Origin of the sequence: Gordonia araii NBRC 100433 (assembly GCF_000241265.1) — a bacterium.
In the GTDB taxonomy this organism is placed as follows: Bacteria; Actinomycetota; Actinomycetes; order Mycobacteriales; family Mycobacteriaceae; genus Gordonia; species Gordonia araii.
In genome coordinates this window covers 62,292-83,531 of the sequence record NZ_BAEE01000067.1, presented here as the reverse complement: position 1 = coordinate 83,531, position 21,240 = coordinate 62,292, and the positions used below count along the sequence as shown (strand labels likewise).

The 21,240-nt window shown below is 68.3% G+C and carries 21 protein-coding genes; 12 read left to right on the top strand and 9 right to left on the bottom strand.

Annotated elements, in window-relative coordinates; genetic code table 11:
• Window positions 1-1,041: serine/threonine-protein kinase (locus GOARA_RS15805; protein ID WP_007323417.1), on the bottom strand; the 1,041-nt coding region annotated here is incomplete at its 3' end.
• Window positions 1,042-1,098: 57 nt separating this feature from the next.
• Window positions 1,099-1,854: a TetR family transcriptional regulator gene (locus GOARA_RS15800; protein WP_007323416.1), complete on the bottom strand. Its 756-nt coding sequence runs from the start codon at window positions 1,852-1,854 to the stop codon at window positions 1,099-1,101.
• Window positions 1,855-1,983: 129 nt separating this feature from the next.
• On the opposite strand from GOARA_RS15800, the gene GOARA_RS15795 reads away from it, so the two are divergent.
• The 5 genes from GOARA_RS15795 to GOARA_RS15775 all read left to right on the top strand — a co-directional run bounded on the left by GOARA_RS15795 (window position 1,984) and on the right by GOARA_RS15775 (window position 6,054).
• Complete coding sequence (locus tag GOARA_RS15795; protein WP_007323415.1) at window positions 1,984-3,060, top strand: ferredoxin reductase; 1,077 nt, start codon at window positions 1,984-1,986, stop codon at window positions 3,058-3,060.
• A 4-nt stretch (window positions 3,061-3,064) separates the two neighbouring features.
• A complete protein-coding gene (locus GOARA_RS15790; protein WP_007323414.1) occupies window positions 3,065-4,246 on the top strand; it encodes a fatty acid desaturase family protein in 1,182 nt (393 codons plus the stop codon).
• Window positions 4,247-4,275: 29 nt separating this feature from the next.
• The gene (locus GOARA_RS20645; protein ID WP_007323413.1) at window positions 4,276-4,689 is read left to right on the top strand and encodes a hypothetical protein; all 414 of its coding nucleotides are present in this window, start codon (window positions 4,276-4,278) and stop codon (window positions 4,687-4,689) included.
• An 89-nt stretch (window positions 4,690-4,778) separates the two neighbouring features.
• A complete protein-coding gene (locus GOARA_RS15780; protein WP_040523670.1) occupies window positions 4,779-5,222 on the top strand; it encodes a hypothetical protein in 444 nt (147 codons plus the stop codon).
• Between the two features lie 310 nt (window positions 5,223-5,532).
• Window positions 5,533-6,054 (top strand): DUF4395 domain-containing protein, encoded by a 522-nt coding sequence (locus tag GOARA_RS15775; protein ID WP_007323411.1) that lies wholly within the window; start codon window positions 5,533-5,535, stop codon window positions 6,052-6,054.
• Between the two features lie 134 nt (window positions 6,055-6,188).
• Here the strand turns inward: GOARA_RS15775 and GOARA_RS15770 are convergent, their stop codons facing one another.
• From GOARA_RS15770 to GOARA_RS15750, 5 genes are all read right to left on the bottom strand, one after another.
• The gene (locus GOARA_RS15770; RefSeq protein ID WP_007323410.1) at window positions 6,189-7,148 is read right to left on the bottom strand and encodes a Ppx/GppA phosphatase family protein; all 960 of its coding nucleotides are present in this window, start codon (window positions 7,146-7,148) and stop codon (window positions 6,189-6,191) included.
• Complete coding sequence (locus tag GOARA_RS15765; RefSeq protein WP_007323409.1) at window positions 7,145-7,657, bottom strand: DUF501 domain-containing protein; 513 nt, start codon at window positions 7,655-7,657, stop codon at window positions 7,145-7,147. Before GOARA_RS15765 ends, GOARA_RS15770 begins: the two co-directional genes overlap by 4 nt.
• A gap of 7 nt (window positions 7,658-7,664) precedes the next feature.
• Window positions 7,665-8,420, bottom strand: a complete 756-nt coding sequence (locus GOARA_RS15760; RefSeq protein WP_007323408.1) for an FtsB family cell division protein — start codon at window positions 8,418-8,420, stop codon at window positions 7,665-7,667.
• A gap of 13 nt (window positions 8,421-8,433) precedes the next feature.
• Complete coding sequence (eno, locus tag GOARA_RS15755; RefSeq protein WP_007323407.1) at window positions 8,434-9,720, bottom strand: phosphopyruvate hydratase; 1,287 nt, start codon at window positions 9,718-9,720, stop codon at window positions 8,434-8,436.
• A 71-nt stretch (window positions 9,721-9,791) separates the two neighbouring features.
• On the bottom strand, window positions 9,792-10,550 hold the full coding sequence (locus tag GOARA_RS15750; RefSeq protein ID WP_007323406.1) for a lytic transglycosylase domain-containing protein: 759 nt from the start codon (window positions 10,548-10,550) through the stop codon (window positions 9,792-9,794).
• Between the two features lie 134 nt (window positions 10,551-10,684).
• On the opposite strand from GOARA_RS15750, the gene efeU reads away from it, so the two are divergent.
• The 3 genes from efeU to efeB are packed head-to-tail and all read left to right on the top strand — an operon-like array spanning window position 10,685 to window position 14,102.
• Window positions 10,685-11,596 carry an iron uptake transporter permease EfeU gene (efeU, locus tag GOARA_RS15745; protein ID WP_007323405.1) on the top strand — a complete coding sequence of 304 codons (912 nt, stop codon included), beginning with the start codon at window positions 10,685-10,687 and terminating at the stop codon, window positions 11,594-11,596.
• A complete protein-coding gene (gene efeO / locus GOARA_RS15740; RefSeq protein WP_007323404.1) occupies window positions 11,586-12,812 on the top strand; it encodes an iron uptake system protein EfeO in 1,227 nt (408 codons plus the stop codon). Before efeU ends, efeO begins: the two co-directional genes overlap by 11 nt.
• A 21-nt stretch (window positions 12,813-12,833) precedes the next feature.
• The gene (gene efeB / locus GOARA_RS15735) at window positions 12,834-14,102 is read left to right on the top strand and encodes an iron uptake transporter deferrochelatase/peroxidase subunit (protein ID WP_007323403.1); all 1,269 of its coding nucleotides are present in this window, start codon (window positions 12,834-12,836) and stop codon (window positions 14,100-14,102) included.
• A gap of 19 nt (window positions 14,103-14,121) precedes the next feature.
• Here efeB and GOARA_RS20440 read toward each other — a convergent pair whose 3' ends face one another.
• Both GOARA_RS20440 and mfd read right to left on the bottom strand, forming a co-directional pair.
• Window positions 14,122-15,789: a nucleoside triphosphate pyrophosphohydrolase gene (locus tag GOARA_RS20440; RefSeq protein WP_007323402.1), complete on the bottom strand. Its 1,668-nt coding sequence runs from the start codon at window positions 15,787-15,789 to the stop codon at window positions 14,122-14,124.
• 67 nt (window positions 15,790-15,856) lie between these two features.
• Window positions 15,857-19,405, bottom strand: coding sequence for a transcription-repair coupling factor (mfd, locus tag GOARA_RS15720; RefSeq protein WP_007323401.1), 3,549 nt, complete (start codon window positions 19,403-19,405; stop codon window positions 15,857-15,859).
• A gap of 212 nt (window positions 19,406-19,617) precedes the next feature.
• Between mfd and GOARA_RS20290 the strand changes: the two genes are divergently transcribed.
• Genes GOARA_RS20290 through GOARA_RS15705 form a run of 4 tightly spaced genes read left to right on the top strand, consistent with a single transcriptional unit; the run spans window position 19,618 to window position 21,233 of the window.
• Window positions 19,618-19,791 (top strand): hypothetical protein, encoded by a 174-nt coding sequence (locus tag GOARA_RS20290; protein WP_007323400.1) that lies wholly within the window; start codon window positions 19,618-19,620, stop codon window positions 19,789-19,791.
• A gap of 25 nt (window positions 19,792-19,816) precedes the next feature.
• Entirely contained in the window at window positions 19,817-20,170 is a 354-nt protein-coding gene (locus tag GOARA_RS15715) for an ArsR/SmtB family transcription factor (RefSeq protein WP_007323399.1), read from the top strand.
• Window positions 20,167-20,664 (top strand): SRPBCC family protein, encoded by a 498-nt coding sequence (locus GOARA_RS15710; protein ID WP_007323398.1) that lies wholly within the window; start codon window positions 20,167-20,169, stop codon window positions 20,662-20,664. The genes GOARA_RS15715 and GOARA_RS15710 overlap by 4 nt, the downstream gene beginning before the upstream one ends.
• Window positions 20,664-21,233 carry a TIGR03086 family metal-binding protein gene (locus GOARA_RS15705; protein ID WP_007323397.1) on the top strand — a complete coding sequence of 190 codons (570 nt, stop codon included), beginning with the start codon at window positions 20,664-20,666 and terminating at the stop codon, window positions 21,231-21,233. Before GOARA_RS15710 ends, GOARA_RS15705 begins: the two co-directional genes overlap by 1 nt.
• The last annotated feature ends 7 nt before the right edge of the window (window positions 21,234-21,240 follow it).

Here is a 21,240-nt window from a genome sequence, read left to right as displayed (position 1 = left end):
GGTGATCGCCCCGCGCCCGTAACTCGGACCTTGTCGCTGTTGCGGGTGGTACATCGGTCCGGTCGGGTACACCGGACCGCTCGGATGGGTCACCGGCCCGCTCGGGTTCGGCAACGGGGCCGCGGTCACGGGTGTCTCGGCGGTGACGCCCGCGGGCGCAGCGGCGGCCGGGAAACGGGTGACCGTCGTCGGGCTCCACGCCGAAGCGGTGTCGAGAGCGGCGCGTGCCGCCGCGGCGAACTCACCCGCCGTCGCATAACGATGCGCCGGATCGCGTGCCAATCCGCGCATGACGACCTCGTCGAAGCCGAGAGGGAGGCTCTGGTCGAGGGAACTCGGCGGCGGCGGATCGGTGAGCAACGCCGACTTGATCGCCGACGCCTGCGTCGCGCCCGGGTGCGGCACGCGCCCGGTGAGGCTCTCGTACGCCACGACGGCCAGCCCGTAGACATCACTCGCCGCGGTGGCCTCCCGGTCGTCGAAGAGTTCCGGAGCCAGGTAGGCGACGGACCCGATGGCCGTGCCCAGCTGGGTGAGATGCGGTTCGGCGCCGTCGGCCGCACGCGCGATGCCGAAATCGACCAGATAGGCGAAGTCGTTGGGCGTCAGCAGGATGTTCTCCGGTTTGACGTCACGATGCACCAGCCCGGCGTCGTGCGCCGCATCGAGAGCGGCGGCCACCTGCTCGACCACGGCCACGACCCGCGCCGGCGCGAGCTTGCCCGAGCCGCGGATCGCCGCACGCAGATCCGCTCCTTCCACCAGCCGCATGTCCAGGAAGAGCGTGCCGTCGATCTCACCGAAGTCGTGGATCGGAATGATGTGCGGCTCACCCAGGCGCGCGACCGTCCGCGATTCGCGGCGGAACCGCTCGGCATAGGTGTCGTCGCCGGCGAGCACCGCGGGCAGCAGCTTCAGCGCGACCGTGCGATCCTTCTCGGTGTCGACGGCGCGGTACACCTCCCCCATGCCGCCGCGGCCGAGCAGTTCGCCCACCTCGTACCGGCCGAACGTCGTTCCGGTCCGGTCTCCGTCAGCCATGGATGCAGACTAATACGCCCGCACCCACCCGCTCGATGAATCGTCGGCCGCGGGCGGTCAGCCCGATCGCTGCGGATCCCAGCGGGTCATGCCGAGGAACACCATGACGAGCTGGCGTTTCGCCCGGTCGACCACCTCGTCCTCGACCGCGGCACCGCGGTACTCGCCGTCGAGGAGGTCGGCGACGGCGGTGAGCATGATGGTCACGATCAGGTCGGCGACCAGTTCGAGGTCGTCGGGCGTCCAGGCCGCCATGTCCGGGATCCGCGCCAGATCGATCGCCAATTCCTTGGAGAACAACCGCAGCTCGGTGTCGATGGCGCGCCGGATCTCCGGCACCCCGCCGTGCTGCTCCCGGATGAGGAATCGGAATTGTGCCTCGTTGTCGCGCACGTGGTCGAGCAGGATCTCCAGCGAATTCGTCGCCGTCGGCAGAGCCTTGCGGGCGGCGAGGTCGCGCCGGCCTTCGCGCAGGGTGCGGCGCAACACGCGCATCGAGTCTTCGACGAGGGTGACGCCGAGGTCTTCCATCGAAGTGAAGTGCCGGTAGAACGCCGTCGGGACGATCCCCGAGCCGCGGGCGACTTCGCGCAGGCTGAGCCCGGAGAAGCTGCGGTCGGCGACCAAGTCCATCGTGGTGTCGAGCAGCGCCTGACGCGTGCGGTTCTTCTTCTCCGCGCGCGACTCCGGTTCCCTCGCCTGCCGGCGCGACGACCCGCGCGACGATCCGCTCCGCGCACGCCCCGTGCGCGGTGCATCACGGGTTTCATCGGCCGGAGTCACAAGCGTTGAGTGTACGGCGGTGACGGCCATCACAGGACTTCCCCTTGACGAAACAGCGGATACGTATGGCACACTTTTTGGTGTACATACGTTCACTGTAACTGTGAAACAGCCTCAGACATTCGCAGACCCCAGGCCCCAACCAAGGAGGCACAACGAATGAGCACCCGACTCTCCAACTTCATGGGCTCGGTCGTCCAGGCCGCCCTCGCACCCCACCCCGTCGACCGCTATCTCGAACTCGTCGACCCGATGATCACCTGGCGCGACCTGCGCGCCCAGGTGATCGATGTCCGGCGCGCGACCGACCGCACCGTGACCCTCACCCTGCGCCCGACTCGCCAGTGGAAAGGACACAAGTCGGGACAGTTCGTGCAGCTCAGCACCGTTATCAACGGTGTTCGCCATATGCGCTGCTTCTCCCCGGCGAACGCCGCGGGCGGACGCAACGACGACATCGAGCTGACGATCACCGCCCACGACGACGGCTTCGTCTCACGCCATCTGCGCGAGCACGCGCGGCCCGGCATGGTCGTCGGACTCGACCAGGCGGCCGGCGACTTCACCCTGCCGGAGAATCCCGGCGGCTCAATGGTTTTCATCAGCGGCGGCTCCGGCATTACACCTGTACTCTCAATGCTACGTACGCTCGTCGCCCAGAACTACCAGGGCGCAATGACATTCGTTCACTACGCCCGCAGCGCCGACGACGTGGCGTACGCGTCGGAGCTGAGCAACCTCGCAGCGCTCTATCCGAACCTGGACCTGCGCCTGCACTACACCAGGGGCGCCTCGCCGGACCACTTCACCGGCGAGCACGTCGCCGACGTCACCACCGGTGACACCCAGATCTTCGTCTGCGGCCCGGCGTCGCTGATGACCGCCGTGCGCGAGCACTGCGAAGCCGCCGGTCTCGGTGATCGCCTCCACAGCGAAGCGTTCAGTTTGGCGACGGCTCCGGTCATCGACCCCAACGAGCCGACGACCGGCGAGCTGAGCTTCACCTCGTCCGGGATCACCGCCGCCAACGACGGCCGCACGATCCTCGACCAGGCCGAGGCGGCGGGCCTGTCCCCGGAGAGCGGCTGCCGGATGGGGATCTGCTTCTCCTGCACCAAGGTCAAGAAGTCCGGTTGCACCCGCAACATCCTTACCGGGGAGACCGACTCCGAGGCCGACAAGCACATTCAACTTTGCGTCAACACCCCTGTTGGCGACGTGGAAATCGAGGTTTAAGAACATGGTTATTCAGATCAGCGACCGCTACGAAGCCAAGGCGAAGAACGAGAAGAAGGCGGCCCCCATCAAGGAGGTCAACCTGACTCACGAACAGGTCGAGGCGATCGGCCGTGAGCTCGAAGAGCTGCGCGCCCGCATCATGGCCGATGTCGGCGACTCGGACAGGGAGTACATCTACAAGGTCATCCGCGCCCAGCGCGGACTCGAGGTCGGCGGCCGCGCACTCATGTACCTCGGCTGGTTCCCGCCCGCGTGGCTCGCCGCCGTCGGCATGCTCGGCGCGTCGAAAATCCTCGACAACATGGAAATCGGCCACAACGTCATGCACGGCCAATACGACTGGATGCGCGAGGACACCTACAACTCGCGCGAGTTCGAGTGGGACACCGTGTGCCCGGCCGACCAGTGGAAGCACAGCCACAACTACATGCACCACACCTTCACCAACATCGTCGGCGAGGACCGCGACGTCGGGTACGGCATCCTGCGCATGGACCGCGACCAGAAGTGGAACCCCTACTACCTGGGCAACCTGGCATGGGCCACCGGCCTGATGCTGCTGTTCGAGTGGGGCGTCATGCTGCACGACCTTGAGGTCGAGCGGATCGCGGCCGGCGAGCGCAAATGGTCCGACGTCAAGGGCCTGGTCAAGGGTATGTGGCGCAAGGCCAGCAAGCAGGTGCTCAAGGACTACCTGATCTTCCCCGCCCTGACCGGTCCCCTGTTCGTCCCGACCTTGCTCGGCAACGCGTCGGCGAACCTCGTCCGCAATCTGTGGACGTTCTCGATCATCTTCTGCGGCCATTTCCCGACCGGCGCGCAAACCTTCAGCAAGGAGGAATGCGCCAACGAGACCCGCGGCGAGTGGTACATCCGGCAGATGCTCGGCTCGGCCAACATCGACGGCGGCCCGCTCTTCCACATCATGAGCGGCAACCTGAGTCACCAGATCGAGCACCACCTGTTCCCGGATGTGCCGGCCAACCGGTATCCGGAGATGTCCCCGGAGGTCCGCGCCATCTGCGAGCGCTACGGCATGCCCTACAACACCGGCAGCCTGCGCGGCCAGCTCGGCTCGACGTGGAAGAAGATCGCCAAGCTGAGCCTGCCGAACTCGTGGACGAACGACGACGACGATCTGGTCGTCAACATCGAGCGCGCACCCGCCGCGAAAGCCGGCTGACTCGTCGACAGCGAGTATTGTGATCGGCTATGAGCGACGACAAGCCGCAGGGTGACATCGAGCGGCGCCGGCCTCGAGAGGTCGATTTCGACCGCTTCGAGCGCAACAAGGACATCGCGCAGGAAGTCGTGCAGACGACGGCGACGCGCGTCGGGAGGATCGCAACGATCATCACCGGCGCCGTCGCCGACGTCGCACGCGAGATCGGCGACCTCGTCACCGACGGTTTCGAGATGCGTGAGGCGGCCAAACGCGCCAAGGCAGACGCGGAGCGACTGGACCGGCTGGCGCAGGAACATCTCGACGACGGGCTAGACGTCGAAGAGCTGGACGACGAGTTCGAGACCGGTGAACTCGACGCGGGGCCGGGCGAAAGCGCCGAGATCACCAGGTCGCCGCAGCGTAAGGCCATCGAGGCACCCGTCGAGGATCAGGAGCGGTGAGCGGGCCAGAGGGCCCTCCGCCCCATCCACCCGTCTCACCCCCTCCGTACCCGCCCGCAACACTCCCGTCGGCGGCGGGCCGGGCCGTCGTGACCAGGCCGCTCGCGGTCACCCTGTCGATCGTCGGCACCGCGGTCGTCAGCGGGATCACCCTGCTGTACCTCGTCATCGTCGTCGCGATCACCTACATCGACACGCACTTCCACATGAACTCGCTGGGGTGGACGCTGATCTGGATGGCGATCATCGGGGTCCCGCTCAGCATCGCGGCGCTCATCGCTGCCGCACTGTCGGGGGTCAGCCCCATCGCGCGCGGTTTCGCGGCGGCGGCGACCGTGCTCACCGTGCTGCTGCTCGTCGGCTTGGTCGTCGCCTACCTCGGCATGACGTCGCAGTACAACATCGACGACGGCGCACTCTTCTTCGTCGCCTGGTTCGTTCCGGCGCTGCTGGCCATCGGCGGCGTCGCGACGCTGGTCTCCTACGGATTCGGCTGGCACTACTTTCGCGAGCGAGCCGCCGCCCGTCGCTAGTCCCGCCCGCCTGCGATAGTCCCTCACCCCCAGGCATTTCGCCGAGTGGGCACCCCACCTCTGCCGACTGGGCACCTCACCTCCGCCCAGTGGGCACCCCACCTCTGCCGACTGGGCACCCCACCCCCGCCCAGTGGGCACCTGATCTGCACCGAGTGGACAGCTCCCCGACACCGCTGACCAGGCATGTCAGGGTTTGGCCCAGCATGAATCCAACTGCGCACGGCTTCTGCATCGTGGCTAATCTGGAGCAGGTCTGTCGACGCCCACGCGGGTCGCGGACAGACTGAGCAGATTCTGGAGGTATGACATGGCATCGGTGCGCGAGGCATTCGCTTTCCCCAACCCGGTCAACGACTATGCCGCACGTTCGACGGCAGGTCTGGTCATCGTGCTGGCTGTCGCGTCGATCGTCGTCAACCAGTGGTGGCTTTACGCGCTCCTCGCGCTGGGCTTCGCGCTGCGGGTCGCCGGCGGACCGAAGTACTCGCCGTTCGGCAGGCTGGCAGTGCATGTGATCGTGCCCAAGATCTGGAAGAAGGAGAAGCTGGTCCCCGGACCACCGAAGCGCTTCGCGCAGACCGTCGGACTGGTCTTCGGCCTCGTCGCCACCGTGTTCAGTCTCGCCGGCTGGGGATTGGCCGCCCAAATCACCATCGGCCTGCTGATCGTCGCGGCGTTCCTAGAGTTCGCTTTCGGAATCTGCCTGGGCTGCATCACCTTCGGCTACCTGCAGCGCATCGGCCTCGTGCCCGAGTCCGTGTGCGAGGCCTGCAACAACATCAATCTCGATCGGGGTGCTCCGAGCCTCGACACCACGCACGCGGCCTGACCCGATATTCAGGGGCACCCGCAGGTCAGGTGCCCACTCGGCGGGGGTGAGGTGCCCACTCGGCGTAAGTGAGGTGCCCACTCGGCGTAAGTGAGGTGCCCACTCGGCGGGGGTGAGGTGCCCACTCGGCGGGATCAGTCGAGCAGGTTCAGAGCGATACCGTCGAGGATGTCGTGCTCGGACACCACTAGCTCGCCAATACCGGCCCGCGCGACCATCTGGCCGGCCAAGGCGTCGGTGACCAGCGCACCCGCCCCGATGACGTCGACGCGCCCCGGATGCATGGGCCCCAGCGCCGCCCGACGGTCCCGGGGCATCGCGACCAGGTCCCAGCAGACGTCGTACAGCTTGTCGAGCGGGATGCGCGACAGGTGGATCCGGTCGGGATCGTATTCGGTGAGGCCCGCCGCGAGCGCGGCGAGCGTCGTCATCGTCCCCGCGACACCCACCCACGTGCGCACACGCGACACGTCGACGGCATCGAACGCCGGGGCCAGCCGTTCGGCGATGAACTCCTGAGCCGCCGCGATCTCCCCGGACGACGGCGGGTCGCCGGAGAGACAACGCTCCGTGGTGCGCACACAGCCGACATCGGCGGAGTAGGCGGCGTGCACACCGCTGCCGTCCCCCACGACCAGTTCGGTGGATCCGCCGCCGAGATCTGTCACGGCGAACGGACCGGATTCGGGATCGAGGCCCCCGACCGCACCGCGGAAGGACAGCCGGGCCTCCTCGTCGCCGGTGATGACCCGCGCGACGGCGCCGGGCACCACGGTGCCGAGCAGCTCGGCGGTCATCGCGAAGAACTCGTCGCGGTTCGCCGCGTCGCGCGTCGCGGAGGTGGCGACCATGTCGACGCGTTCGACACGCAGATCGCGCATCGTCGACGCGTAGTCGCCGAGGGCCGCGCGAGTGCGCTCGATGGCTTCGTCGGCGAAACGGCCGGTCGCGTCGACGCCCTGGCCGAGACGCACCACGCGCATCTCGCGGTGCAGGTCGCGGAGCTCCCCCGACCGTTCCGGGCCGACGACAGGATCGGCGACGAGCAGTCGAATGGAGTTCGTGCCGCAGTCGACCGCGGCGACCCGGGTCACGGCTCGCCTCCGTCGTAGACCGGCCAATCCGCGGGCAGCGCCGTCCCCCTCAGGCCCGCGTCACAGGCCAGGGCGACCGCTTCGTCGCCGAGCGGGTTGAGGCCGGGCCCCTTCGCGAGCGAGTGCGCGATCAAGACGTGCAGACATTTCACCCGGTCGGGCATCCCGCCACCGGTGAAATCGGTGCCGAGCGATTCGATGGCGTCGCGCTCGGCAAGGTAGCTCTCGTGGGCGCGGCGGTAGGCGGCGGCCAGTTCCTCGTCGACGAGGAGTCGCTCGGTCATGGTCTTCATGACCCCCGACGATTCCAACCGGCTCGCCGCGGCGGTGAGCCGCGGATCGGTCAGGTAGTACAGCGTGGGAAACGGCGTGCCGTCGGGCAGGCGCGGCGCCGTTTTCACGACGGCGGGCGCCCCGTCGGGTGTGCGATAACTGACATCGAGCACGCCGCGGGGCTCACGTCCGAGTTGCTCGGCGACCACGGCCAGATCGGCCTTCGACACAGACAAGGGCGTGTCACTTCTGCGGCGGCGTTGCCACCGAGTCCCACAGGTTCGCGAACCATGGGTTCGCTGCTCGCTCGGCCGCGCGACGACGCTCCTGCGCAGCGGCTTCGCGGCCCGGGATCTCCAGCACGAACGGGGTCTCACCCGGCCGGACGTACTGCAGCCGGGCCCGTGCCTGCGCCTCCGTGTACGCCGGATCGCCCTGCTCGTTGACCTTCCGGGTGAGATCGGCGATCTCGCGCTCGAGTGCGGCATTCGTCGCGCGCATCTGATCGGCCTCGGCGCGCTGCGAGAAGTAGGTTCGCAGTGGCATCGCCAAGGTCAGCGCGACGAAGCCGAGCACCACCGCGAGCACGATCGCACGGCGCGGGTTGAGACGCTCCCACCGGGCCGCGAGCGCACGGGCCGGTGCCCGGCGAGGACGATGTGCCGCTGCCCTGGCGCTGGTACGACGTTGCCGGACGCGCGCGGGCTCGGCCTCGACCGCGTCGTCAGCGCCGGTGTCCCCACCGTCGACATCAGCGTCGACATCGATCACATCGCCGTCAACCGCATCGGCGTCAACAGCCGCCGACGGCACAGGCGGCTCGGCGACCTCGTCGTCGTTGATCAGATCGAGGCTGGTGGCGTCGGTGATCGGCTCGGCGGCCTGCGGCGCCGGATTGCGCGGGCGCCGGCCGGCAGCGGGACGGGAAGCGCCCGGACGGTTGCGCGACGAACGAGTGGACCGCGTGCGGTCCGCCCGTTCCTTTCTGCGCCCTGCCATGCCTTCTAGCTAATCACGCCGACGGCGAAAACCGCGGGAAGGCGAGGTCGCCGGCGTACCGTGCCGCGTCGGCGAGACTCTCCTCGATGCGCAACAGCTGGTTGTACTTCGCGACCCGCTCGCTGCGCGCCGGCGCACCCGTCTTGATCTGGCCGCAGCTGCAGGCGACGGCCAGGTCGGCGATCGTGGTGTCCTCGGTCTCGCCCGAGCGGTGGCTCATCATCGTCTTGTAGCCGCTGTTGTGGGCCAGGGCGACGGCGTCGAGCGTCTCGGTGAGCGTGCCGATCTGGTTGACCTTGACCAGCAGCGCGTTCGCCGCGCCCTCGACGATGCCCCGCTCCAGGCGCTCGGGATTGGTCACGAAAAGGTCGTCGCCGACCAGCTGAACCTTGTCGCCGATGGCCTCGGTGAGGGCCACCCAGCCCTCCCAGTCGTCCTCGGACAGCGGGTCCTCGATCGACACCAGCGGGAAGTCATCGACGAGCTTGCCGTAGAACTCGGCCATCTGCTCGGCGCTGCGGTTGGCTCCCTCGAAGGCGTAGCCGGAGCCGGTCGAGTAGAACTCGGTCGCCGCGACGTCCAGGGCCAGCACCACGTCGGAGCCGAAGCTCAGCCCGGTACCGGTGATGGCCTCCTCGATGATCCCGAGCGCCTCGGTCGTGCCGGACACGTTGGGGGCGAACCCGCCCTCGTCGCCGAGCCCGGTCGAGAGCCCCTTGGACTTCAGCACCGACTTGAGCGAGTGGTAGACCTCCGCGCCCCATCGCAACGACTCGGCGAAGGTCGGAGCGCCGATCGGCGCGATCATGAATTCCTGGACGTCGACACCGGAATCGGCGTGCGCGCCGCCGTTGATGATGTTCATCATCGGGACCGGCAGGATGTGCGCGTTCGGGCCGCCGACGTAGCGGTACAGCGGCAGGGCCGCCGACTCGGCAGCGGCCTTGGCCACCGCGAGCGAAACGCCGAGCAGGGCATTCGCGCCCAGTCGCGACTTGTCGGCCGTACCGTCCAGATCGAGCAGCGCCTGGTCGACGAGGCGCTGGTCGTCGGCTTCGTATCCGACGATCTCCTCGGCGATCTCGGTGAGGACGGCCTTGACCGCCTTCTGCACGCCCTTGCCGCCGTAGCGATCTCCGCCGTCGCGCAACTCGACGGCCTCGTGCTCGCCGGTCGACGCGCCCGACGGCACCGCCGCCCGCGCCAGCGTGCCGTCCTCCAGGGCCACTTCGACCTCGACGGTCGGATTTCCGCGCGAATCGAGAATCTCGCGTGCGCCCACCTGCTCGATGATTGCCACGGTTGTCTACCCCTTTGGTCGGTGCGTGCGTGTTGCACTCAGGGTAATACCGGCCCTCCCGGGACGTTCGGTCAGTACCGGACGTTGACCGAGTACGCGTTCGCGCGGTCGCGGACCTCCTGGGCGTAGGGCCTCGACTGGTTGTAGACCAGGAGCGCCTTCATCCACCCCTCCGGCGTCGTCATATCGCCGCCGGCGGACACGCACAGGTAGCGTGCGGCCGACAGCGCGGCATCGTCGATGTTGTCCGGGTCCGCGATGCCGTCGCCGTTGGCGTCGACGCCGAAACGCTGCCATGTCTCCGGCAAGAACTGGAACGGGCCCTCCGCGCGAACGAAATTGGGGCTGCCGTCGGAGCGGGTCGGATTCTTCTGGTCGACCATCCGCATGTTGCCGTTGCTGCCGTCGAGCTCCGGTCCGCGGATGGGCGGAACGGTGTCGCCGTTGGGCTGCACGCGCGCACCGTGATGCCTGCCGTGTTTGCTCTCGGTACCCGCGATCCCCGCCAGCGTGGTCCAGGAAACGCCGCATTCCGGGTGCTGCTGCCGCTGGATCTCGGCGGCGTTGCCGTAAGCCTCCAAGGCCGTGACGCCGATACCGGTGGCATTCGAGATCGGTCGCGCCCAGGCGTTCAGCTTGTCGGCGGTACGCCCGGGACCGTGGATGTTGATGTAGGGCACCGGAACACCGGCCCCGGGAGGGACGCCTTGCGGGATGTCGGAGCGGTGCCGCGTCGGCAGATCGACGCAGCTCACCGACATCGCGGCGACGGTAGCCAGCGCGACGGCGATCGTCGTCAGGCGCCAGCGCCGCCGGGCTTGGTGTCTCATAGGTCCCCTCGTGAACAGTTGGTCAATTGTTCCACATACGGGGACCAATGGCTCTCCGGTGGCATCCCGACAGGGTGAGGCGTAGATTGCTTTGGTTAGCCTCACCTGGTTTATCTCCCGACGCAAAGTGTCCCATGACGACCGTCAACACCGCCGAAGCGGCAACCCCACTGGTCACTCAACTGACCGGCAGCGGTGTCATCGGCCTGCGCGAGGGCCTGGAAGCCGGCATCGTGGTCATGATCCTCGTCGCCTTCCTGGTGCGGTCGGACCGGCGCGATGCACTCCGCTACGTGTGGCTCGGCGTCGGCTTGGCCGTCGTGGTGATGATCGGCGTGTTCGCCGGCATCCAGCTCGGGACTTCGACCATCGACTCGAAGTACGCCGAGCTGGTCGCCGGGGTCGCTTCACTCGTCGCCGTCGCGATCGTCACCTACATGCTCTTGTGGATGAGTAAGGCATCGGCGACCATCTCCGGCGACCTCAAAACCGGAATGGCACAGGCACTGGTCGCCGGCCCGGCGGCGGTGTTCTTCCTCGCCTTCCTGGCCGTCGGACGGGAGGGCCTGGAAACGGCGCTGCTGATGGCCAGCTACGCCGACAGCGTTTCCGGCGGACTGGTACCGCTGTTGGGGCTGTTGGCCGGTATCGCCGTGTCGGTGCTCGTCACCATCGGCCTCTACTTCGGCGCCGTGCGGATCAACTTCACCGCGTTCTTCACGGTCACCGGAACCTTCCTCGTGTTCGTCGCCGCCGGAATCCTGGCGTACGGCGTGCGCGCCATGGAGAGCTACGGCTGGCTCGACTGGATCCCCGGACATGCGCAGACGGCATTCAACCTCGCCTCCGGCATCGGCTACCAGCACGACTCCTGGTACGGCTCACTCCTCGCGGGAATCCTCAACTTCCGCCCCGACCCGACCTGGCTGCAGGTTGTGGCGTGGGCCGGCTACATCCTCATCGTCCTCCCGCTGTTCCTGACCCGCCAGCTGCGTCCCGGCCGCCCGGCCGGTGCCGCTACGAAAGGAAATCCAGATGAATCCTGACCACTCCCGCCGTCGGGCCGTGCCGAGCACGACGACGATCGCCGCGGTCGCTCTTCTCGCCCCGCTGGCGTTGGGCGGCTGCGTCGCAAAGGACTCGGCGGCCACCACCCTCAACGTCACGTCATCGGATACCGCATGCGATTTCGACACCGCGCAAGCCCAAACCGGGACGGTCGGTTTCAAGGTGACCAACTCGGGTTCCAAAGTCACCGAGTTCTACGTCTACGACGGTTCGCGGGTGCTCGGCGAAGTCGAGAACATCGCCCCGGGTGTGAGCGGCAAGCTCACCGTCGACCTGGTCAAACCCGGCACCTACGCCGTCGCGTGCAAGCCGGGGATGGTCGGCACCGGGATCCGCAAGGAGATCACCGTCACCGGTGAGGAGAAGCAGAAGAGTGAGGCGCCCGCCGACGTCGAGGAGGCCAAGAAGCGCTACCTGGCGTCGGTGCGCACCGAGATCGGCAACTTGGAACGAGCGACCGTGGAGTTCGTCGCCGCGGTCAAGCGCGGCGACCTCGACGCCGCCCGCGCACAGTTCGCACCCACCCGGTCGTTCTACGAGCGCGTCGAACCTGTTGCCGAATCCTTCAGCGACCTCGACCCCAAGATCGACATGCGGTGGGATGACACCGCCGACGGCCAGGAGGCGTTCACCGGTTTCCACCGCATCGAGCGCTTCCTCTGGCCGCCGCGTCCGGAAGACATCGGCGACGACGACGGCAAAGTCACCCCCGCCGATGCCGCCGACGCGAAGAAGTCCGACACCCCCGAGGCGATCGCGACGGTCGCCGATCAGCTCCTCGCCGATGCCCGCGCGCTGAAGACCGAAGTCGACAAACCCGACTTCAGCTTCGACACGAACCTGTTCGTCCAGGGCCCCAAGGCCTTGATCGACGAGATCGCCAAGACGAAGGTGGCGGGCGAGGAAGATCGCTACTCGCACACGGACCTCTGGGATTTCGCGGCGAATGTCGAAGGCAGTCAACGACTCATCGGCGAGTTGCAGCCGATCATCCAGGCACACGACGCCGGCCTGATGACCGAGATCACCAACCAGTTCGACGCCATCAACGCCGCCATCGACGAACTCCGCGAAGGGCCCGGCTACGTCAGCTACGACAAGGTCGACGACGCCACGCGCAAGGCGCTCTCGGCCAAGATCGACGCACTGTCGGCGACCTTGTCGAAGGTGCCCGCCGCCGTGCTGGGCCGCTAGCCGGCGTCTCGCACCGAGCTGATGAAGATCTCGCGCCGGACGGCGATCGGCACCGGAGCAGCGACCGCCGCCCTCGCGGGTGCCGCGGTCGCGGGCGGGACGGTCGGACGGGCGACCGCGCCACGACAACCGCACGCCGGAATCGTGCCGTTCCGCGGCGACCGGCAGGCGGGCATCGTCACCGAGGCCCAGGACCGACTGCACTTCGTCGCCTTCGACGTCGTCACCACCGACAAGGCCGCGTTGGCCGCGTTGCTGCGCAGATGGACGGCGGCCGCCGAGCGGATGACCCGCGGCGAGGAGACGACTCCCGACGGCGCCGTCGGGTTGGGCCAGTACACGCCACCGTCGGATACCGGCGAGGCTCTGGGTTTGCCGGCGTCGAACCTGACGCTGACCATCGGCTTCGGTCCCGGCTTGTTCGGCCCGACCCGCACCGAACCGGATCGACCCGACCGCTTCGGCCTGGCCTCCCGTCGACCCGCCGCCCTCGTCGATCTCCCCGCGTTCCCGGGCGAGCGCATCGATCCGAAGCGCTCTTTCGGCGACATCTGCATCCAGGCCTGCGCCGACGACCCCCAGGTCGCCGTGCACGCGGTGCGCAATCTGGCCCGGATGGGCTTCGGGGTCGTCGCCGTGCGCTGGTCCCAGCTGGGTTTCGGCCGTACCTCGTCGACGACCAGGTCGCAGGACACACCGCGCAATCTGTTCGGATTCAAGGACGGCACCGCCAATCTGCGCGCCGAAGACGAGTCGCTGCTGACCGACTGGGTGTGGGTCGGCGGTGCCGACAACCCCGACGGCGCGCAGTGGATGAAGGGCGGCACGTACCTGGTGACCCGGCGCATCCGCATGGACATCGAACCGTGGGACCGCGCCAACCTGCTCGAACAGGAACAGATCATCGGCCGCGAGAAGGGCAGCGGCGCGCCCCTGGGACAAGACGCGGAGTTCGACGAACCCAACTTCGAGATCACCGCGAACGGCTCGCCGATGATCCCGCTGGACTCACACGTCCGACTCAGTCATCCCGACGCCAACAACGGCACTCGGCTGCTGCGCCGCGGCTACAACTTCACCGACGGGTCCGACGGCTTCGGCCACCTCGATGCCGGACTGTTCTTCATCGCGTTCTGCCGCGATCCCGGCAGGCAGTTCGTACCGCTGCAGCGCAAACTGATGCTGGACGACGCACTCACCGAGTATCTGATCCCCAACGGCTCGGCGGTCTTCGCTTGCCCTCCCGGGCTAGCCGCCGGCCAGTCGTGGGGGCACGGCCTGTTCGACTAGAACTAGGCGGCCGCGGGTGTCAGCGCGGCTCCTCGGTGGTGAAGATGACCCGCCCCGACGGCTCGTCGGGGCGCGGCCGGCGCACGGTCCTGCCGACGAGATCGTCGGCGTTCGCCGGTCGCGGAATCGTGGACACCACTTCGGGCTCGGGCGACTCGCGGATCGTGAACGGCGGTTTCGGCGCCGGTGGCTCCGGTTCTTCGTCAGGCTCCGGCTCGGGTTCTTCGGACTCGGCGACCGCCTCGGGTTCGGCCGCCGTCTCGGCTTCGACACCGGCCTCCGGTTCGGGATCGGCCGACTCCAGTTCCTGGTCCGAGTCGACATCGGCGTCGGCGGCGGCGTGGCGCGGGCCGTTCGCCTCGCGCGTCTGCGCCGGCGGGCCGACGATCGGATCGGACTGGACGGCGCGGATCACCGTCGGGAAATGGGTGATCGGCGGATCCAGGTCGGCCGGATCCCGATAGGCGACGGGTCCCGACTCCCCCGTCCCGAACTCCGCGCCGGGCTCCGACTCGGGAGCCACGTACTGCGGCTCGGGCGGAAAGTACCGTCCCACCGCCATCGGGTCCGTCGCGGCTTGAGCCTCGGATGCCGACGGCGGCACGACGGGAAGCTCGTCGGTCCGCTCGGGCCACTCCTGCTGCGACGGCCACTCCGATTCCTGGTACGCGGGCGCGGGAAAGGCCTCGGTCGGCGGCAGCGTTTCCACCGGAGCCGGCGGGGACTGCGGAGACTCGAACGCTGCCGTCGCCGGCTCGGCGGCGGGCTCCGGCGCGGCCGGTACCCCGAGGTAGTACAGCCATTGCTCCGGAGTCGCCGGGGTGATTCCGTCCTGGGCGGCGCGCGCCTCGGCCGCGAAGACCGCGTCCATCAGATCCAGCGCGCGCTGGCGGGTGGCGTCCTCGACGGAGTCGGCGCCCATCTCGACGCTGACCTCCAGCAGCGCCGGGTCGACCTGTGACCGCGGAAACCCTGCTGCCGCAACGCGTTCCAGTACCTTCTGCGTCAGCAGGAGAGCCGGAGCCGTCGTCACGATGCCGTCGAGGATGGACCCGCGTTCCCGTTCGGCCGACTTCGCCGCCTCCCAGTCGGCGATCTGCCGCTCGAGGTCGCTGTGCTCCCCCGACAGCACGCCCGGCGTCCGGCGAGTCACCTTGTCGATGAAGGCCTGCGCGACGTCGTCGATGTCGAACGGCTCATTCGGGTCGTCCGCCGCGACCCGCGCGTGAAAGAGCACCTGCAAGAGCAGGTCGCCCAGCTCGTCGCGCACATCGGCGGCGGTCCCGACGTCGATGGCGTCGAGCAGTTCGTAGACCTCCTCGATGAGGAAGCGGCGCAGCGATTCGTGCGTCTGCCGACTCTCCCACGGACCGCCGGTGCGCAGGTGATCCATCAGTGCCACCGCGTCGAGCAGCTTCGACCCGGGGCGCGGCGGAGCCGGGGGCGGCGGTGCCAGCAGCACCTCACCGCGTTCGAGCCGCGCGACGACGAACGGGTGCTCGCGCTCGGTGCTGATCAGCACCGTGACCGGATCACCGTCGTCGCCCGAGGCCACCTCGGCGTGCGGCAGCGCCCACAGCACCGAAGCGGCCACATCCTCGGTGACCTGCACCGGTCCGTTCACCAGCTTGGCCGCGGCGAACGGCAGGACGTCCGGATTCTGCGGATCCAGCAAGACGACGGTCATGGCACCCCATTTCGGTTACTACAGGTATTTCACACCACCCAGCCGTATTCTGCTCGCATCCCGCGCCCTATGCCGTGCGGTCCAGCTGCGCCAACAGGGTCGTGAGGTACCCGATCAGCTCCTCGTCGCGCAGCGGTGCCGAACCCATGCCGCCGGATTTCGGGATCGGCAGGGCGATCGTCGATGTCGTCGGCTTGTACGTCGCCGCCGGGTAGAGCCGTTTGAGACGGACCTGCAAGCTGTCGGGCAGGGGCAGCGGCGAAATGCGCACTTGGGAACCCGTGACGCCGATCTCGGTGACGCCGAACTCGCGGGCCCGGATCCGGAGTCGCGCGATCTCCGCCAGCCGCAGCGTCTCCGTCGGCGGCGGGCCGTACCGGTCGGTCAGCTCGGTCAGCACGGCGGCCACCTCGTCGTCGCCGGCCGCGGCCGCCAGCTTCCGGTAGGCCTCCAGTCGCAACCGGTCGGCGTCGACGTAGTCGACCGGGATGTGGGCGTCGACGGGCAGATCGATGCGCACCTCCTTGGCCTCCTCGGCCGCGACCGGATTCCCGTCGGCGGCTGCACGGTAGGCCTGGACCGCCTCCCCGACCAAACGGACGTACAGGTCGAAGCCGACGCCTGCCACGTGACCAGACTGTTCGGCGCCGAGCACGTTGCCAGCCCCGCGCAGTTCGAGATCCTTGAGGGCCACGGCCATCCCGGCACCGAGTTCGTTGTTCTGCGCGATCGTCGCCAGCCGGTCGTACGCGGTCTCGGTGAGCGGTCGGTCCGGACTGTAGAAGAGGTAGGCGTAGCCGCGCTCGCGGCTGCGTCCGACGCGGCCGCGCAGCTGGTGCAACTGCGACAGCCCGAAATGCTCGGCGCGGTCGACGATCAGGGTATTCGCGTTGGCGATGTCGAGACCGGTCTCGATGATCGTCGTGCACACGAGGATGTCGTACTCGCGATTCCAGAATCCGGTGACCGTCGCCTCCAGCTGGTCCTCGTTCATCTGGCCGTGGGCGACGGCGATACGGGCCTCGGGGACGAGTTGCCCGATCTCGCGTGCCGTCCTGTCGATCGACGAGACGCGGTTGTGGACGTAGAACACCTGGCCGTCGCGCAAGAGTTCGCGGCGGATGGCCGCGGCGACCTGCTTGGTCGAGTAGGCGCCGACGTAGGTGAGCACCGGGTGGCGTTCTTCGGGGGGCGTGAGGATGGTCGACATCTCGCGGATCCCCGCCATCGACATCTCCAGGGTGCGCGGAATCGGCGTCGCCGACATGGTGAGCACGTCGACGTGGGTGCGCAGCGCTTTGATGTGTTCCTTGTGTTCGACGCCGAAGCGCTGCTCCTCGTCGACGATGACGAGGCCGAGGTCCTTCCACCGCACGCCGGTCTGCAGCAGCCGGTGCGTGCCGATGACGATGTCGACCTGGCCGTCAGCCATCTGCTCGATCGTCTCGCGCGCCTGCGCCGCGTCGGTGAACCGGCTCAGCCCGCGGACCGTCACCGGGAACCCGGACATGCGCTCGGCGAAGGTCTGCAGATGCTGCTGGGCGAGGATGGTCGTCGGGACGAGGACCGCGACCTGCTTGCCGTCCTGCACGGCCTTGAACGCCGCCCGCACGGCGATCTCGGTCTTTCCGTAGCCGACGTCGCCGACGATGACGCGGTCCATGGGCACCGGGCGCTCCATGTCGGACTTCACCTCGGCGATGACGGTCAACTGGTCCTCGGTCTCGGTGAAGTCGAACGCATCCTCCATCTCCCGCTGCCACGGGGTATCGGCGGCGAACGCGTGACCGGGCGCGGCATGGCGGGCGGCGTAGAGCTGGACGAGTTCGCCCGCGATCTCGCGCACCGCTTTGCGGGCCTTGCGCTTGGTGTTCTGCCAGTCGGAGCCGCCGAGTTTGGACAGCGACGGCGCCTCGCCGCCGACGTAGCGCGACAACTGGTCGAGCGAGTCCATCGGCACGTACAGGCGGTCTCCCGGCTGTCCCCGCTTGCTCGGCGCGTACTCGAGGACGAGGTATTCGCGGCGGGCGCCGGAAACGGTGCGTTCGATCATCTCCACGAAGCGCCCGATGCCGTGCTGGTCGTGGACGACGAGGTCGCCGGAAGTCAGTGCGAGCGGGTCGACCTGGTTGCGGCGCTTGGCACCGAGTTTGCGTCCGTCGCGGGTACCGGCGACGCGGGTGCCGGTGAGGTCGGCCTCGGTGACGACGACGAGCCGCGAACCAGTGCAGACGATGCCGTTCCGGAGCGTCCCGTGGTAGATCGTGACCGCATCCGCGACCGGAGCCTGACCGTCGTCGGCCATCGTCGAGGGCACCTCGGCCTCACCGAGCCGTTCGGCGACGCGGGCCGCGGTCCCCTTACCCGCGACGACGATGGCTGCGCGACCGCCGTCGGTGACGTGGGCGCGCAGCTGGGCGAACGTCGCCGCGATCTCGTCCTCGTGTCCGCGCGGCGCCGGTCCGGGTGCCACATCGAGGACGACTTCGTCATCGGCCCCGGCGCTGAGCGGACTCAGCGTCCACCAGCGGCGTCCGGCGGCGATCGTCGCACCGGCAACGTCGTCGAGGGCGCGGTAGGCGCTGGCGGAGAACTCCTTGGTGAGCGGGGCGTCGGCGCCCATTCCGGCTGCCGTCCACGCGGCGTCGAGAAACTCCTTGCCGGTGGCGGCCAGATCGGTCGCGCGGGTGCGGATCTTCTCCGGATCCAGCAGGAGTACCAGGGAGTCGGCCGGGATGGCTTCGGTGAGCAGTTCCAGCTCGCCGTCGACGAGGGCCGGCATGAGCGCCTCCATTCCCTCGACCGGGATGCCCTCGCTCAGCTTGGTCAACATCGACGACAGTTCACCGCCACCCTCCTGCTCGTCGAGCAGCACCGCTGCGCGGCGGCGGACGGGTTCGGTGAGCAGCAGTTCGCGGCAGGCGTGGATGATCACCGGGCCGGGGTCGATGTCGGGGTGTGTGCGCTGGTCGGCGACGGAGAAGGCGCGAATGTCGGTGATCTCGTCGCCGAAGAACTCGACGCGCACGCCGTGCTCGGCCGTCGTCGGGAAGACGTCGAGAATGCCGCCGCGCACCGCGAACTCGCCGCGTCGGCCCACCAGGTCGACGCGCTCGTAGGCCATCTCGACCAGGCTGGTCAGCAGCCCGTCGAAGTCGATCTCGTCGCCCTCGCGCAACGTGATCGCCGACAGCTTGCCGAGTCCGGGGGCCATCGGCTGCACCAGCGAGCGCACCGTCGTGACGACGACGCGCAGCGAACCGCCGGGTTCGGCGAGCCGGTGCAGCACCGACAACCGTTGACCGACGGTGTCGGCGCTCGGCGAGAGCTTCTCGTGGGGCAGCGTCTCCCACGACGGGAACAGGGCGACGGCGTCGGCATCGTCGAGTAGTTCGCGCAGTTCGGTGACCAGGTCTTCGGCCTCGCGTCCGTTGGCCGAGACCACCAGCAGCGGATCGGTCGTCGTCCGGGCGAGCGCGGCCACGGCGAAGGGCCGTGCGGCGTCGGGCGCGGTGATCGCCAGTTGGTCGGCTTCGAGGTGTGCGGTGAGGCCGGTGAAGGTCGGATCGGCGCACACCGATTGCGCTAGACCGTGCAGAACGGGGGTGGGTGCCACTTGGCACAGTCTATTCAGCCCGCTTCCTCCCGCCGAGTGGGCACCTCACCTCCGCCGACTGGGCACCTCACCCCCGCCGACTGGGCACCTCACCTCCGCCGAGTGGGCACCTCACCTCCGCCGACTGGGCACCTCACCCCCGCCGACTGGGCACCCCACCCCCGCCGACTGGGCACCCCACCCCCGCCGACTGGGCACCCCACCTCCGCCGAGTGGGCACCACGACGTGCACGCTGGGCACGCTCGGCGAGATTCTGGGCACGCTCGGCGAGATTCTGGGCACGCTCGGCGGGAATGTGGGCACAGTCGGCGAGATTCTGGGCACGATCGGCGGTTATTCAACCAAATGGTTGACAACTCTCCCCGGGCCGTGCGATGGTTATTAAACCACCCGGTTGATTAAGGATGGACATGACGGACCAACTGTCTTTGGTGTTCTCGGCCCTCGCGGATCCGACGCGGCGCGACATCGTCGCCCGGCTGACCGAGGGCGACGCGACCGTGAGCGAGCTCGCGGAACCGTACGACGTGAGCGTGCAGGCGATCTCCAAACACCTCAGGGTGCTCGGCGACGCCGGACTGGTCACGCGAGGACGTCAAGCGCAGACGCGTCCGGTCCACCTGGAAGCGGAGGTATTCGATCTGATGACCGCGTGGATCGAGCGGTACCGGCGCCAAGCCGAGGAGCGCTATCAGCGCCTCGACGCGGTGCTCGCCGCAATGAATGAGAACGACGACCAATCCGATCAAGGAGCAGCATCATGAGCACGACGACACACCCGGAAGCCACCATCGAGGCCCACCCGACCCTGCCGATCATCACGATCACCCGCGAGTTCGCGGCAACGCCGGCACAGGTGCTCAAGGCCCACACCGATCCGGAGCTGTACGCGCGGTGGGTCGGCCCCAACGGCATCACGACGCGCATCGACCAATGGGACGCCCGGCGCGGCGGCAGCTGGCGTTTCAGCAACGTCGTCACAAGCGATGACGACACGGAGTACAGCTTCTACGGCTCCTTCCACGACATCACCGACAACAGGATCGTGCAGACGTTCACCTGGGAGGGTGAGCCCGATGGTGTCTCGCTGGAGACCCTGACTGTCGAAGACTTGGGCAACGGCCGCACGCGACTGGTCGCCCAGTCGCTCGTGGACAGCATCGAAGGTCGGGACGCGTGGCTGCGCAGCGGGATGGAAACCGGCGTCAACGACGGCTACGCCAAGCTCGACGACCTGCTCGCCGAAGGTGCGGTCTGATGCTGCCGACGCAACCCGCGCAACGCCACCGTGCCGTGGCGCAAGGTTTCAGCGACCGGGTCGCCGGGGTGGCCGATTGGTCCGCCCCGGCGCCCGTCGACGGCTGGACGGCTCGCGACGTCGTCGGGCATCTCGTCGAATGGTTCCCCGGCTTCCTCGCCTCGGGAGGCGTTGAACTCGCCCCCGGCCCCTCGGTCGCCGACGACCCGGCCGCCGCGTGGAACCATCACACCGAGCAGGTCCAGGCGTTGCTCGACGGTCCGGACGCATCGTCGGAATTCAGCCATCCCATGGCCGGTTCGATGCCGTTGGCCGCGGCCGTCGACAACTTCTACACGGCCGACGTATTCATGCACACCTGGGACCTCGCTCGGGCGAGTGGCCAGGACGTCGCACTCGACGAGGAGTTCTGCGCAGCCCTGCTGGAGGGAATGGCCCAGATGGAGGAGATGTTGCGTTCGTCGGGTCAATACGGGCCGGCCGTGCCGGTCTCCGACGACGCTCCGGTGCAAGACCGCCTGATCGGATTCATCGGTCGAGACCCGCGGTGGACACCCGGCAACCCGTGACCGACGA